This is a genomic window from Microvirga yunnanensis (assembly GCF_025460875.1).
In genome coordinates, this window is record NZ_JAMXFI010000004.1 from 73,595 (window position 1) to 87,667 (window position 14,073).

Annotated in this window: 13 protein-coding genes; 11 read left to right on the plus strand and 2 right to left on the minus strand. The window is 64.9% G+C overall.

The annotated features are described in order from the left end of the window. Positions 1–46 precede the first annotated feature (46 nt). The 9 genes from NF876_RS03395 (at position 47) to NF876_RS03445 (ending at position 7,650) form a co-directional block, all read left to right on the plus strand. The gene (locus tag NF876_RS03395; protein WP_262267440.1) at positions 47–304 is read left to right on the plus strand and encodes a hypothetical protein; all 258 of its coding nucleotides are present in this window, start codon (positions 47–49) and stop codon (positions 302–304) included. Positions 305–379: 75 nt separating this feature from the next. Next, positions 380–1,870 (plus strand): TolC family protein, encoded by a 1,491-nt coding sequence (locus tag NF876_RS03400; protein ID WP_262267441.1) that lies wholly within the window; start codon positions 380–382, stop codon positions 1,868–1,870. A gap of 19 nt (positions 1,871–1,889) precedes the next feature. Continuing rightward, entirely contained in the window at positions 1,890–3,299 is a 1,410-nt protein-coding gene (locus NF876_RS03405; protein WP_262267442.1) for a multicopper oxidase family protein, read from the plus strand. A 33-nt stretch (positions 3,300–3,332) separates the two neighbouring features. After that, on the plus strand, positions 3,333–3,824 hold the full coding sequence (locus tag NF876_RS03410; RefSeq protein WP_262267443.1) for a cupredoxin domain-containing protein: 492 nt from the start codon (positions 3,333–3,335) through the stop codon (positions 3,822–3,824). Between the two features lie 41 nt (positions 3,825–3,865). Further along, a complete protein-coding gene (locus NF876_RS03415) occupies positions 3,866–4,156 on the plus strand; it encodes a copper-binding protein (protein ID WP_262267444.1) in 291 nt (96 codons plus the stop codon). A gap of 77 nt (positions 4,157–4,233) precedes the next feature. Further along, a complete protein-coding gene (locus NF876_RS43080) occupies positions 4,234–5,211 on the plus strand; it encodes a copper-binding protein (protein ID WP_315974992.1) in 978 nt (325 codons plus the stop codon). Positions 5,212–5,324: 113 nt separating this feature from the next. Then, on the plus strand, positions 5,325–5,870 hold the full coding sequence (locus NF876_RS03435; RefSeq protein ID WP_262267445.1) for a hypothetical protein: 546 nt from the start codon (positions 5,325–5,327) through the stop codon (positions 5,868–5,870). Positions 5,871–5,914: 44 nt separating this feature from the next. Then, positions 5,915–7,216, plus strand: a complete 1,302-nt coding sequence (locus NF876_RS03440) for an adenylate/guanylate cyclase domain-containing protein (RefSeq protein WP_262267446.1) — start codon at positions 5,915–5,917, stop codon at positions 7,214–7,216. Beyond that, positions 7,213–7,650 carry a YqaA family protein gene (locus tag NF876_RS03445; RefSeq protein ID WP_262267447.1) on the plus strand — a complete coding sequence of 146 codons (438 nt, stop codon included), beginning with the start codon at positions 7,213–7,215 and terminating at the stop codon, positions 7,648–7,650. The genes NF876_RS03440 and NF876_RS03445 overlap by 4 nt, the downstream gene beginning before the upstream one ends. 163 nt (positions 7,651–7,813) lie before the next feature. On the opposite strand, the gene NF876_RS03450 is transcribed toward NF876_RS03445, so the two are convergent. Further along, entirely contained in the window at positions 7,814–10,378 is a 2,565-nt protein-coding gene (locus NF876_RS03450; RefSeq protein WP_262267448.1) for a cation-translocating P-type ATPase, read from the minus strand. An 868-nt stretch (positions 10,379–11,246) separates the two neighbouring features. After that, the gene (locus tag NF876_RS03455) at positions 11,247–11,432 is read right to left on the minus strand and encodes a hypothetical protein (protein WP_262267449.1); all 186 of its coding nucleotides are present in this window, start codon (positions 11,430–11,432) and stop codon (positions 11,247–11,249) included. A 311-nt stretch (positions 11,433–11,743) separates the two neighbouring features. On the opposite strand from NF876_RS03455, the gene NF876_RS03460 reads away from it, so the two are divergent. Continuing rightward, positions 11,744–13,750, plus strand: a complete 2,007-nt coding sequence (locus tag NF876_RS03460) for a DUF3141 domain-containing protein (protein WP_262267450.1) — start codon at positions 11,744–11,746, stop codon at positions 13,748–13,750. A gap of 14 nt (positions 13,751–13,764) precedes the next feature. Beyond that, entirely contained in the window at positions 13,765–14,073 is a 309-nt protein-coding gene (locus NF876_RS03465) for a DUF2933 domain-containing protein (RefSeq protein ID WP_262267451.1), read from the plus strand.

Genomic DNA, 14,073 nt, shown 5'->3' on the forward strand with positions numbered 1-14,073 from the left:
GCTCGATTCCAATTGCGCTGTGAAGGTCCGCCCGGAGATGAACCCCATGATCAAGCTAATACCACTTGCCGCCCTTGGACTCGGCCTGGGCGCCTGTATGCCCAATACTCCTCCCGCGTACTTGGCCGCTCCCGCCGATCCGAGCGTCGGCGTCCGCAGTCCAGGTTACGCCGCCGTGACAGCAGGGGTGCGCAGCTATGATGTCGTCGACCCTCTCGATTGGCGCGAGCTCAACCGGCGCGTTGCGCCCGGCGTCAATCCGGAGCGCGGCGATTCGAATGACGCCGCCCGACGTGGGCGGTGACCCATGGGTGGAAACAAGGACATACCAGCCGCCCGGGGGGCGGCGCGGCAACGCACGCGCAAGGGATGCAACAGAATGGATCAACAGAAGTGCAAGGCGGCGGCAACATCCCGTTTGGGCCTGCTCGGCAGCGTCGCCCTGACCGTGATGCTGGGCGGCTGCGTCTCCTTTTCGGCAGACGGCGGATTATCGACAGCGCAAACGGTCGCGTACGCTGAACTGAACAAAGACGTCGTCAAGGTCAGCACCGAGGCTGAGGCTCTTGGGATTCAGCAACGGGTCGAGGAACTGCTGCGCCGCCCGCTGACGCCGGACAGCGCGGTCCAAATTGCACTGCTGAAAAACCGCGGGCTGCAAGCGGACTTCAATGAGCTCGGCGTCTCGGAGGCCGAGTATATTCAGACGAGCTTGCCCCCGAGCCCGACGGTCTCCTTGTCCCGCCTCGGCGGCAGCCTGGAACTGGAGATCGAGCGCCAGATCGTCGTCGGTCTGTTCGAACTCGCCACCCTGCCCGCCCGCACCGCGGTGGCCGAGCAGCGCTTCCGCGCCGCCCAGTTCCGCACCGCCGAGGCCGTGCTTCGGCTCGCCGCCGAGGCGCGCCGGGAATACTACCGGGCCATCGCGGCCAACCAGCAGGTCGCCTTCATGCAACAGGCGCTCGGCACTGCCGAGACTGCCTCGGAACTCGCCAAGCAGCTCGGCGAGAGCGGTTCGCTGAACAAGCTGGAGCAGGCACGCGAGCACGCCTTCTACCAGGAACTCGGAGCCCAGCTCGCCCGGGCCCGGATCGAGCAGAAGGTCGCCCGCGAACGCCTGATCCGGCAGCTCGGGCTGTGGGGCCGGGACATCGACTTCCGCCTGCCGAGCTCGCTGCCACCCCTGCCCGCCCGTATCGCCTCGGCCCAGGACATCGAGCGCCGGGCTCTGGAGCGGCGTGTCGACCTGCAGGCCCTGCGCCACGACCTGGAGGCGACCGCCCGCCAGTACGGCCTGACCAACGCCACCCGCTTCGTGTCAGACATCGAGCTCGCCGGCCTCTCCAGCTACGAGCGCACGACGTCCGTCTTCACCGAGGACGGCCAGACCGTGGTCGAGAGCGAGCGGATCAAGCGGCGCGGGCTCGAGATCGCCTTCACGATCCCGATCTTCGACTTCGGCGCGGTGGGCGTCCGCAACGCGCAGGAGACCTACATGGCCGCCGCCAACCGCCTGGCGGAGCGGGCCGTCAACGTGCGCTCCGAGGCGCGCGAGGCCTACCTGCGCTACCGCGGCAACTACGATCTCGCCCGTCACTACCAAAGCCGGGTCCTGCCTCTCCAGAAGACCATCCAGGACGAGGCGACCCTGCAATACAGCGGCATGCTCGTCGACGTGAGCCAGCTCATCATCGACGCCCGCACCCGTATCCTCAGCAACGTCGACGCCATCAACGCCCGCCGCGACTTCTGGATCGCTGCGACCGACCTCAAAGCCGCCCTGATCGGCGGCGGCGGCGGTGGCGGCGAAGGCGGCGGAGAAACCACCACAGCTGCGGCCGGCGGCGAAGCCGGCGGCGGCGGTCACTGAACCTTTGAGGAGAACACCAATGACCGTATCGCGAAGAGGATTCCTCGGCGCCGGGGGATTGGCCCTCGCCGGAGCCACGATGATCAGCGGGCGCACGCAGGCGGCCAGCCTGCCCGAGGCGCCGATCATGAACGAGGCCACCATGCAGCCGCCGCTCTATCCGAAGAGCGGCCCCGACTACCAACCCGTCGTCACCCTCAACGGATGGACCCTGCCCTGGCGCCAGAACGGCGACTGGAAGGAGTTCCACCTCGTCGCCGAGCCGGTGGTGCGCGAGCTTGCCCCCGGCATGAAGGCGCACCTGTGGGGCTACAACGGCCAGTCCCCGGGGCCGACCATCGAGGCGGTGCAGGGCGACAAGGTCCGCATCTTCGTGTCCAACAAGCTGCCCGAGAACACGGCGGTGCATTGGCACGGCCAGCTCCTGCCCAACGGCATGGACGGCGTCGGCGGTCTCACGCAGCCGCACATTCCGCCGGGCAAGACCTTTGTGTACGAATTCGTCTGCCAGAAGTCCGGCACCTTCATGTACCACCCGCACTCGGACGAGATGGTGCAGATGGCGATGGGCATGATGGGCTTCTTCGTCGTGCACCCGCGCGATCCGGCCGAGCGCCGCGTCGACCGCGACTTCGTGTTCCTGCTCAACGCCTTCGACATCGAGGCTGGAAGCTACGTGCCGAAGGTCAACACCATGCTCGACTTCAATCTCTGGTGCTGGAACTCGCGCGTTTTCCCCGGCATCGATCCGCTCGTGGTGCGCCAGGGCGACAAGGTGCGGATCCGGTTCGGCAACCTGACGATGACCAACCACCCGATCCACATGCACGGCTACGACTTCAAGGTGACGGGCACCGACGGCGGCTGGGTGCCGGAAGGGGCAGCGTGGCCGGAGGTCTCCGTCGACGTCGCGGTGGGGCAGATGCGGGCCTTCGAGTTCGTGGCCGATGCGCCGGGTGACTGGGCGATCCACTGCCACAAGTCGCACCACACCATGAACGCCATGGGCCACGACGTGAAGACCTACATCGGCGTCAACATGAACAAGACGGCTCCGGCCATCAAGAAGGTGGCGCCGGGCTACATGCCGATGGGCGGCACCGGCATGGGTGAGATGGGCTCGATGGAGATGCCCCTGCCCGACAACACGCTACCGATGATGACGGGATATGCACAATTCGGCCCTGTCGAGATGGGCGGCATGTTCTCGGTCGTGAAGGTGCGGCCGGGCCTCGCGGCAAACGATTACAAGGATCCGGGTTGGTACAAGCACCCGGAGGGCACCGTCGCTTACGAGTGGAAGGGTGAGCAGCTCGCCGAACCCGCGCGTGCGACGTCGCCCGACAGCGGCGTGAAGGCGACGGAGTTCCGCGCCATCGATCCCCGCAAGCGCCCGGTCCGTACGGCCGGCGGTCACGAAAACCACTGATCTTGACCAGAACCATTGCACAAGGAGCAATCAATGACGGTTCGTCTTTCCACCCTCGCAGGCGCGCTCGGAGCGCTTGCCCTTTCGACCACGCTGGCGTTCGCGGGCCCCGGCGAGCCCGGCCACAGCCACCGGACCTTCGCGGCCGGCGAGCCGGGCGACGCGAAGAAGCCCGTGGCCAAGACCATCGAGGTCACCATGAAGGAGACCGAGGACGCGAAGATGCTCTTCGAGCCCAATCAGGTCGAGATCAAGCGCGGCGAGCAGGTGAAGTTCGTGCTCAAGAACGCCGGCTCGGTCGACCACGAGTTCATGCTCGATAGCGTCCAGAACAATGCCAAGCACAAGGTCGCCATGCAGCAGAACCCGGACATGGAGCACGATGACCCGAACGGGAAGCGGCTCGCGCCGAAAGGCTCCAATGAGATCGTCTGGCGCTTCACCAAGGCCGGCACCTTCGAGTTCGCCTGCCTGATCCCGGGCCACTATGAGTCCGGCATGCACGGCACCGTCGTCGTCAAGTGACAGCGCAGCCCCCTCACCACGATCCGAAATAGGAGTTTATCATGAAGCGTATTGCCATCAGCCTGATCGCCACCCTCGCCCTGTCGGGCGCTGCCCTTGCCCAGAGCTTGCCGGTCGTCTCCGGCACCGTCGAAAAGGTGGACACGTCCGCCGGCAAGATCACCATTGAGCATGGTGCGATCCCGAACCTCAACATGGATGCCATGACCATGGTGTTTCGCGCGCAGGATCCCGCCCTGCTCAAGGACGTCAAGGCCGGCGACAAGGTGCAGTTCACTGCTGATCGCGTGAACGGCCAGATCTCCGTCACGTCTATCAAGAAGGGCAAGTAAGCCTCAACCGCCCCGCATCGGTGCCCGAGACCCACCGGTACGGGGTGGTTCCTCCCTCCGTCCAGCGAGAGACTGCCATGAAACGCCTGACCACCACCCTCGCCGCCGTCGGTGCCTTGCTGGCCATCGTCGGCTTTGGCCCGGACCGTCTCGCACACGCACAGCCCTCCAAAGGGGCACCGGCTGCCTATGAACGTGTCCGTGAGGTCATGAACGACCGCTTCAAGGACATGAAGCTCGCCGGCGATCCCGACAAGGATTTCGCGGCGCTTCTCATCGCCCACCACGAGGACCTGATCTTCCTCGCCCGGACGCAGCTTGAGCACGGCGCGGACGAGCAGCTCCGCCAGGTGGCGCAGAAGATCATCGACGAGCAGCAGAAGCAGATTTCCGAGCTGAAGGAATGGCAGGTGCGAAACCGTCAGGCGGACTACCGCGCTAAGGCGGACCAGCCCCCGCACGGATCGGGACCGCTCGACCGGTCGGGCGTTTCCGCCCCTGCCCCACAGGCTCAGGCCGCCCCGGCGCAACCCGCGGTTCAACCTGCCGCGGCGAACCTCCCCACCGTATCGGGCACGGTCGAGAAGGTGGATACCGGCGCCAGCAAGATCACGCTCGATCACGGCCCGATTCCCAACCTGAACATGGACGCCATGACGATGGTGTTCCGGGTCCAGGATCCCGCCCTGCTCCAGGGCGTGAAAGCCGGCGACAAGGTGCAGTTTCAGGCGGATCGCGTGAACGGCCAGCTCTCTGTCGTGAAGATCGACACCGGCAGTGGGCAATCGGCTCCGGCCCGGGCCGCGGCCCAGCCGGCCGCAGCGTCGAACCTCCCTACCGTCTCTGGGACCGTCGAGAAGGTCGACACCGCGCAAGGTAAGATCACGCTCGATCATGGCCCGATCCCCAACCTGAATATGGACGCGATGACGATGGTGTTCCGCGCCCAGGATCCGGCGGTCCTGAAGGGCGTGAAGGCTGGCGATAAGGTCCAGTTCCAGGCCGATCGCGTAAACGGACAGATCTCTGTCGTCACCATCCGTAAGGGGCGGTGACGCCCAAGAATTCCCGTCCGGACCTAACTCCGGGCGGAGGGTCGTCGGCCACCGCGTTTTCGGAGTCGCCGCGGTGGCCGATGATATCTTAAAACAACAGCCAGGATATTTTGATGTTTTCGATGAAACGTCTCGTCGCCGTTGGGGCGACTGCGGCGACTATTGCAGCTTATTCCATCCTCCAGCCCTGCTCGGCAAAGGCCGATGACGAGGGTGGCGTCTTTGGCGATGTCACGGTCACGCAGGTCGGCGCAACCCCCGCCCGTGCCGGCGGAACCACTATCGTGACCTTTTCGGTCGAGAACTCCGGCAGCGACCGTGCGCTCATCACAGGCCTGCGCCTGCCTGGAGGTGAACCATCAAAAGTCATGGGCGCCTTTGGGCAAGGTCACAGTGGCGAGATCGGCGTTCTCTCCATCCGGCCAGGAGGCACCGAGCACCTGGACGGCGGCAAAGTCTGGATCGAAGTCGGCCCGCTCGCTCAAGATCTGATGCCAGACACAACGGTCCCCGCGCGTCTGGTGCTCGGCTCCTACGAGAGCCCGTTGACCCTGCATGTCGGACCGATCGCGACCGGTTCGACTAAGATCACAGACCGGGAGGCAGCGAAAGCCGCCAACCAGTCGCCCGTGAAAACCCACAACGCCACCGGATGCTGAGCCTGGCCCGCCGCTCGAACGAACGGGTGCCGGGGAGCGATGGCTTGAGAAATGGTGCCAAACCGGTAGTCCCTCGCCCAGGACAGCCCGGTTGGCTTCCCCAGCAACTGGAAGACGACTTCGACCGGCGGGCCCTGGTGCCGCGACTTCTGGTGCTGACCATTCTCGGCGCCGGCGCCTTCCTTGAATACGGCCATGGCCATCGGGAAGGCCACTGGATCGTGTTGGTGGTCTATTGCCTGACCACGGTCGTGCTCGCGTTGGCGTCGCGCTTCGGAGCTGGCCGATCATGGCTGCCCTGGGCTGCTACGGTGACTGACGCGGCGCTGGCGGTCTATGTCATCGCCGACCATCTGCCGCGTGATGCCCACGACCTGTTTCTTGCAACTGACGCGGTCAGCCTGCTCCCAGCCATTCTTCTCCTCATCCAGACCGGCATGAGGTTACGGCGCGATCTGGTCGCCACCTTCGCCGGCATCGTGGTTGGCGGCTGGCTCGCGTCCCTCATTCTGTTCCAGCGGTTCGGACTGTTCCCGACCAGCGGGGCTACGCCTGCTTTCGGGTTCCGCCAGACGCTCGGGTTTCTGTCATTTACTGTTGCGGCGGGCTTCGTTCTCTACGCGGTGCATCGAACCCGGCTGGCATGGGCGGCCGTCCTGAAGGCGAGATGGGACAGGATGCTCCTGTCGCGTTTTCTGCCCGAGGGCATTGCAGCCGACGTGGTAGCAAGCGAGGAAGCAACGGAAGTCGCCGAGCGCCACGCCTGTTTGCTGGCCGTCGACATTCGTGGTTTCTCCGCACTCACTCGCGAGAGGCCCGGCCGCGATGTTGTCAACGACCTCATGGCGTTCAGGCGCTTCGTTCACGACGCGATCTCACGTCATGGCGGCATCGTCGACAAATACCTGGGAGACGGTGTGCTCGCTGTTTTCCTCGACGGCACGCCCGAAGAACAGGCCGCCCGGGCCTTTGACGCATCCGATGAGATCATGCGCCCTCTGAATACCTGGCGCAGCCACGATGAGATGCCGTCCGGCACGCACGTCATCGCCACGCTCCATTGCGGCTTCGTCCTCGCTGGCGTCTTTGACGACGGCCGCCGGGCCGAGTTCACGGTGCTCGGTCCTGCGATGAACGCCCTTCCCCGCATGGAGCGGCGGTCCAAGGAAGCCAACTTGGGCGTCGTGGCATCGAAGAAATTCCTGCGCCTGCTGACGCCTGACAGACGCGCCCGGCTTGATGCACGGCGCGTCGAGAGGCGGCCCGGGGACGACGACCTGCCGGACATCCTATCAGTTCGCTTCGTTGAACCGGAGGCTACCGCTCATGAGGGATTGGCCCGTTGAACCATCTTCTGGAGTATGGCGGCCTGTTTGCGGCAGCGTTCCTGTCGGCGACGGTCCTGCCGTTCCAGTCCGAGGTGGTGCTGTTCGGGCTTCTGGTCTCGGAGCACTACACGTGGTGGCTCCTCGTGCTTGTGGCGAGCGTCGGCAACACCCTCGGTTCGGCAGCGAACTGGCTGCTGGGACGTCTCCTCGCCACTTTCGAGGATCGCCCTTGGTTTCCGGTCAAACGCGTGACGATCAGGCGGGCCGAGGCCTGGTACCATCGCTACGGCCGCTGGTCGCTGCTGCTGAGCTGGCTGCCCTTCATCGGCGATCCCCTCACGATTGTCGCCGGGGTCCTGCGCGAGCCGTTTCCAGTCTTCATCGGCATCGTGGCGGTGGCGAAGATGGCCCGGTATTTCGCCGTGGCCGCGCTGACATTCGGATGGTTCTGATATGCCGCATCGATTGGAGCCAAACAGCACGACCAGCAATTCCAGAAACCGCCGCATGGCTGGAAAGAAAACGGTGAGGTTTCGCCTGCAGCCCAAACATGGGCTCAGCGAATTGGTGCATCAGCCACCAGGGCGAAGCATTCCCGCGGCTTTGAGTCGGGACCTATCTTCCCCGGAAGCGTCTGACGAAACCGAACCAGCCTCCGGCAAGCACTGCAGCTGCCGCCGCGATTCCGAGCCAGTGCGGTGTCGGCGGTGACATCCGCAAAACATCCGCGAGCACCGGGACATACAGGGCGGCTGCCACGATCAAGGCGGCGCCGGCACCGATCCCCCAGAACGCCAGCCGTCTTCTGTCAAAGAACGGGGTTCCCGGCTCTGCGGCGTCCGCGAATGCAAGCACCAGGTTGCCAAGTACCAGAGCGACGAAGGCGGATGCCCGCGCTTGGTTCTCACCTACGCCAGTGTTCAGTGACCACACATAGAGGCCGAAGACGGCCGCGAGAACAATGGCTCCCTGGAGAAACCCGAACGCAATCTGAGACGCTCCGAACAGCGACTCGGTTGCTGGCCGTGGCGGTTTCTCCATCGTATGCCGCTCGCTGGGTTCCCCTTCGAAGACGAGCGAGCAGACGGGATCGATCACAAGCTCCAGCAGGATCACGTGCATCGGATACAGGATCGGCGGCAGGCCCAGAATGATGGGCAGCAGAGCCAACCCGGCGATAGGCACATGGATCGCCGTCACATAAGTCAGCGCCTTGCGCAGGTTCGCGAAGATGCGCCGCCCGAGCCGCACGCCACCGATGATAGATGCGAAGCGGTCATCGAGGAGCACGATGTCCGCGGCCTCCCGGGCAACATCCGTGCCGCGCTGCCCCATGGCGATGCCGATATGTGCTGCTTCAAGCGCCGGCGCGTCGTTGACGCCGTCGCCCGTCATCGCAACGACCGCGCCGTTGGCCTTCAAGGCCTCGACCAACGCGAGCTTCTGCTCGGGCATGATGCGGGCAAAGACCCGGATCCGCCGCACCCGCTCCCGCAGGCTCTCAGGGTCGAGTTCCGCCATCTCCTTTCCGGTGAGCACGCCAGCGGTCGTGTCGATGCCGGCTTGACGGGCGATCTCCGAGGCAGTGGCGGGATAATCGCCCGTGATCATCGCGACGGTGATCCCGGCTCGGTTGGCCTCGGCGACTGCCTGCGGGACATCGGCCCGGACAGGATCCGCAAAGCCGAGCAGGCCCTCAAAGGTGAAGGTCAGATCCTCGGGAGCTGTCGTGCAGTCACGCTCCTCGCGTCGGGATGCCGCCCCCAGCACCCGAAGGCCTCGGCTCGCCAAGCCGGCAACGACCCTGTCCATCGCCGCGAGTTCGTCGCCGCTCATGCGGCAGAGGCGGAATATGGCCTCCGGTGCCCCTTTTGCGGCATATAGAACACCACCGTCCTGATCCGGCCATACCTGGATGAAGGCCAGAAGCTCGGGACGGAGCGGATAGGTGCGCAGCGGGGCTACTGCCCCACCCGGTTCGGGCGGCAGCCGCCCACCCAATTCGTGGACGGCACGATCCATGGGATCCACCGGGCGCACAGCCGAGGCCCGCATAGCGATCCGCAATGTTTGGCGGTCGCGCTCGGGGAGCATGGGCCCGTCAATGAGATCCCGAAGTGCGCCGTCACGCCACATCGTGGTAAGAACCATCCGATTTTCGGTGAGCGTGCCGGTCTTGTCGACACACAGGAACGTGGCCGCCCCAAGGGTCTCGATCACGGCGGCCCGGCGCACCAGCACCTTGTCGCGGGCAAGGCGGAAGGCGCCAAGCGCCATGAAGATCGCCAGCACCATCGGGAACTCTTCGGGCAGAAGCGCAATGGCCAGCGTAATGCCGGACAGCGCACCGCCGACCCAGTCGCCCCGCAGCACGCCATAGGCCACCACGACAATGGCGCAGAACCCCAGTGCGAGGATGCCGAGTTTGGCAATCAGCGTGCCGGTTGTCTTTTGCAGCAGCGTCGGCTCGTCCTCGATGGCGGCCAGCGAGGCGCCGATGCGCCCCAGCCGGGTTGAGGCGCCGGTCCGCACGATGTGGACCATGCCCTGGCCACGCACGTTCAAGGTCCCAGCAAATAGATACGGCGTGTCGTCTCCCCCGGGCTCAGGATCGCCGCCATCCGTGACCTGATCAGCCGATGGCCGTTTGGAGACCGGCACGGACTCCCCCGTGAGGGCGGACTCGTCCACCGTTAGCGCGTCGCCGGCGATCAGGACACCATCGGCGGGCAGACGCTCCCCTTCTCCGACAAGGACGAGATCGCCTGGCACGAGGTCGCGCACCGGAATGCGCCGCTCGGTCCCGCCCCGGATCACCCGGGCGAAGGGCTCCGCAAGCTCCCGCAGGGCCGCCAAGGCCCGCTCGCTCCTGGCTTCCTGCAGCACCACCAGTCCGATGGTCACGATGGCGCCGGCCACCATGAACAGGCCCTCGCCGATGTCGCCCAGCACCAGGTAAAGCCCTGCCGCGGCCAGCAGGAGCAGGAACATGGGCTCGCGGAGAATCCCGCGGACGATGTCAAGGATGCCGCGGGAGCGCTTTTCCTGGACTGCATTGGGTCCATGCTGGGCAAGGCGGCTTTGCGCCTCGGCCTCGTCGAGACCTGTCAGCGTCGCAGCCATGCCGGCCGTGGCGCCTGCCTCACTGTCGTTTGATACGGCTCGCGCCTGCACCGGCATGTTCTGCTCCCTGAACGGTTGATATGGCTGACGGACGCGAAGGCTTGCCCACGCTCCAGCCGAGCTTCATCCCAGGGGCTCCCGTCGAGTGCATCTTGATGTCATTGAACATCGCCATCTCGCCCCTGCGCGTGCCCGAACACAGCTGCCTTCCCCGGAAGCACCATTGGCCATCATGTGGTCGGAATAAGGGTCGGCGCTTTGATCCGGAACAACCCACTCGAGACATGCGCTGGTTCCTCCGCTTTTGAAGCGGCCACTTAAGGAAGAGTACGGGCCGTTATGGTCGTGTCGCCTTGATCTGCCGCAATATCTTAACAGGAGTGCAAACATCCGTCGGATCCACGGCTCCTGCCACTTTCGCCTGCGTGCCCGCCATTTTTGCAATAACCTGATCACCGCGTATCCCGCAGGTTTTCTCAGGGACGGGACATCCTGGACGATGAGCAGGAGGCCCTCCGGCAGGAACTCGATGCCAAACACCGGGAGGAGTCACAAGGCGCTGGACAGGATCGGCAGCACCCGATGGGGATACGGATCCAGTGTGAGCCCGGATCGCGCAGCCACCTGAGGATCCGGGTGACACGATCCGGCACCTCGTCTTCAAGTCCTCGATAGGCCTGCTCTAGGATTTCTGTCCCTCGCTGTCCATCCGGGGAGCTCCATGTGTCAAGCGGGGCCCAAGGCAGCAACAAACAGTCCGCTACGTCGCCGATAAAGCCGTCGCGCAGCCCATCGTGCAAAGAAAGCGATCTATAAAAAGTCCGATTTGATTGAGATCAATGTAAAGAGGCCAAGCAAAGCCGATCTTGTAGCCCTTATTGCAATTCAGCGGATTGCCGTTGTGCGAACAAGGTTCAAGAGCCCGCTATCTGAACTGTGCGCCCTGTCCGCGCGCCGGGCTCTTATTCTCGTGTTCCTCGTTGGTCTCTTCGGCCTCATCGGTGGGCTGGCGCCCGCCAATGCACATGCCCCGGGTGCGGCAGTCGCTCGCCCCCACGGTAGCGTCACGGCCCCTCAGGCCGATGTGGCGCTTGGCGCGGCGGAGCGTCATGCCCCCCCTGCGGCGCTCATCTCAAGCCGCTTCAGCTCAAGCGATGCACCAGACAATAGCGGCGTCGAACTTTGCTTCTCCGGATGCTGCTGCGGCATGATGTGTTCCGCAGCCCTTCCTGGGCTGGCACCATCGTCTTCGCCCGGGTACCTCCTGCATGGACGCCTGGTTGCGGCGCGGGAGCTTGCTCCCGAAAGCGCGCCCACTCACGGCATGCTCCGACCTCCAAAAGCCTGACCTCGATCTGCAAGACAGCGGCCCCGCGCACGCTGTCGACGTCACCTGATGGTCATCATTTCTGGAGGCGAGCCATGCACGACGTGCACCGCCGCAACAAGCAGGCCCCCGTTCCCGCGCAAGCGTTCCATGGGCCCGAGCCGGCCGCGCCTGCGCCCTCCGCCGGCCCAGTTCCAGCCGCCGACGTTAAAGGGGCCGAGCGCCCGACGATCGGCAGCCAGGTCTCGCACGGGTCGCAACTCCCCGCAGGCGATTTCGCGGAATACATCCGAGACACGTTCGAGCGCACCATCCTGTTCTGGGACACGCTCAGGCAACGCGCCGACAACATGCTCGCCCACGAGCGCGCCGGGAAGCCCCCGCTCCTCGACTTCGACTACGAGGTCATCCTGGATGGACGACGGTTCGACCGTCCGGCGAACTATGCGCTGCTTCGCATCACCCGGGTCGGGGAGGATTGCCTCGACGACTGCCTCGACCCGGAAAAGCCGCCGGTGATGATCGTCGATCCCCGGGCCGGCCATGGCCCCGGGATCGGAGGCTTCAAGCGCGAATCCGAGGTCGGCATGGCGCTGCATGAAGGCCATGCCGTCTACTTCGTCATCTTCTATCCGGAACCGGCGCCGGGTCAGACACTCGATGATGTCCTCCATGCCTTGCGGCGCTTCGTCGAGGAGGTTGCGGGCCGCCATGGCGGTCGGGCGCCGGTCCTCTACGGAAACTGCCAGGCCGGATGGGCCATGGTCCTGCTCGCCGCCGACTGCGAGGGGCTGGCCGGGCCGGTGGTGCTCAACGGATCGCCGCTGTCCTACTGGGCGGGCGAATCCGGCGTAAACCCGATGCGGATCGCAGGCGGTCTGCTCGGTGGTGCCTGGCTGACAAACCTCTTGACCGACTTGGGCGACGGGCGCTTCGATGGCGCATGGCTCGTGCAGAACTTCGAGAACCTGAGGCCCGAGGGGGTCTGGGACAAGTACGCGAACCTCTACGCCAACATCGACGGCGAGCGCGAGCGCTTCCTGGAGTTCGAGCGGTGGTGGAACGGCTTCTACTTCCTGAGCCGCGAGGAGATCCTCGCGATCGTCGAGAACCTGTTCGTCGGCAACAAGCTTGAGGAAGGGCGGGTGCCGATCTGCGACGGATGCACGGTCGATCTCCGCCGCATCCAAAACCCGATCGTCATCTTCTCGTCCTACGGCGACAACATCACGCCTCCTCACCAGGCGCTCGGGTGGATCCCGGTGGTCTACCGGGACACGGACGACCTGAAAGCCTCCGGCCAGAGGATCGTCTATCTGACGAACCCTCACGTGGGGCACCTCGGGATCTTTGTCTCGGCGAAAGTGGCCCGCCTTGAGCACCGTGCCATCTTGGAGAGCCTCGGCGACGTCAACCGGCTCCCGCCCGGGCTGTACGAGATGAAGATCGACAATCCGACGGGCGATCCCGACTGCCGCAAGCCCAACTATTCAGTGCGGTTCGAAGAGCGCGATATCGCCGACATTCGCTTTGAATACCCCCGATCCGGTTTCGAGCGGGTCCGCACCCTGTCCGAGTTCAATGCTGAATTGTACTCGAAAACTGCTGGCCTCTGGATCAGGGCCTTGGCAAATCCTTGGTCGGCGGCAGCCCTCGAATGGCTCCATCCGATGCGCACCTCCCGTTATCTACTGTCGGAAAGCTTTCTCCCAGGGCAGCGGATCGTGGCGGCCCTCGCCCGGATCGTCGAAAGCGACCGCCACCCTGCGTCCTCGGGCAATGCGCTCCGTGACGCAGAGCGAAAGCTCTCCGACGCCGTTTCCGAGACCCTCTCACAGGCACGCCGCGTTCGCGACACCGGCTTCGAGCAGTTATTCAGCGCTCTCTACGAAGGGCCGTGGGCGGAGGCGTGGAGCCGATGGCTGGAGAGCACTGGTCGACCCGTTCCGAACTCCGCCCCGACGTGGATCCCTGCGGCCGAATCGACGCAGATCGAACGTGAGATACGGCCACGGAGCAGAGCGACCACACCCGCACAAACCCGCGTTGCCGCCAGAGGGTCTCGCACGCCCATGTCACGCAAGAACCTTGGTCACTCTTGAGGGATGCCAAAGCAATGTCTGCAAACGATCACTCCCACCACCTTCCACCCGCCGCCAACAGCAACGGCGATCCTGAACAGGATCGCCCCCAGAGAGGCGCCGGATTCTGGAGATCAAAAGCAGGCCTGGCGGCGATCGGCTTCTTGCTGATCGCAGCCTTCTTCCTGCTGTCCGAGCACCGGGCCCATGCTCTCGGACTGCTGCCGTTCCTCTTCATTCTCGCGTGTCCCCTGCTGCATCTCTTCATGCACAGGGGACACCGCGGGCATGGAGGGCGTGACGGCCGCCCGACCACCGGGCAACACACACATGAAGGAGCGTGA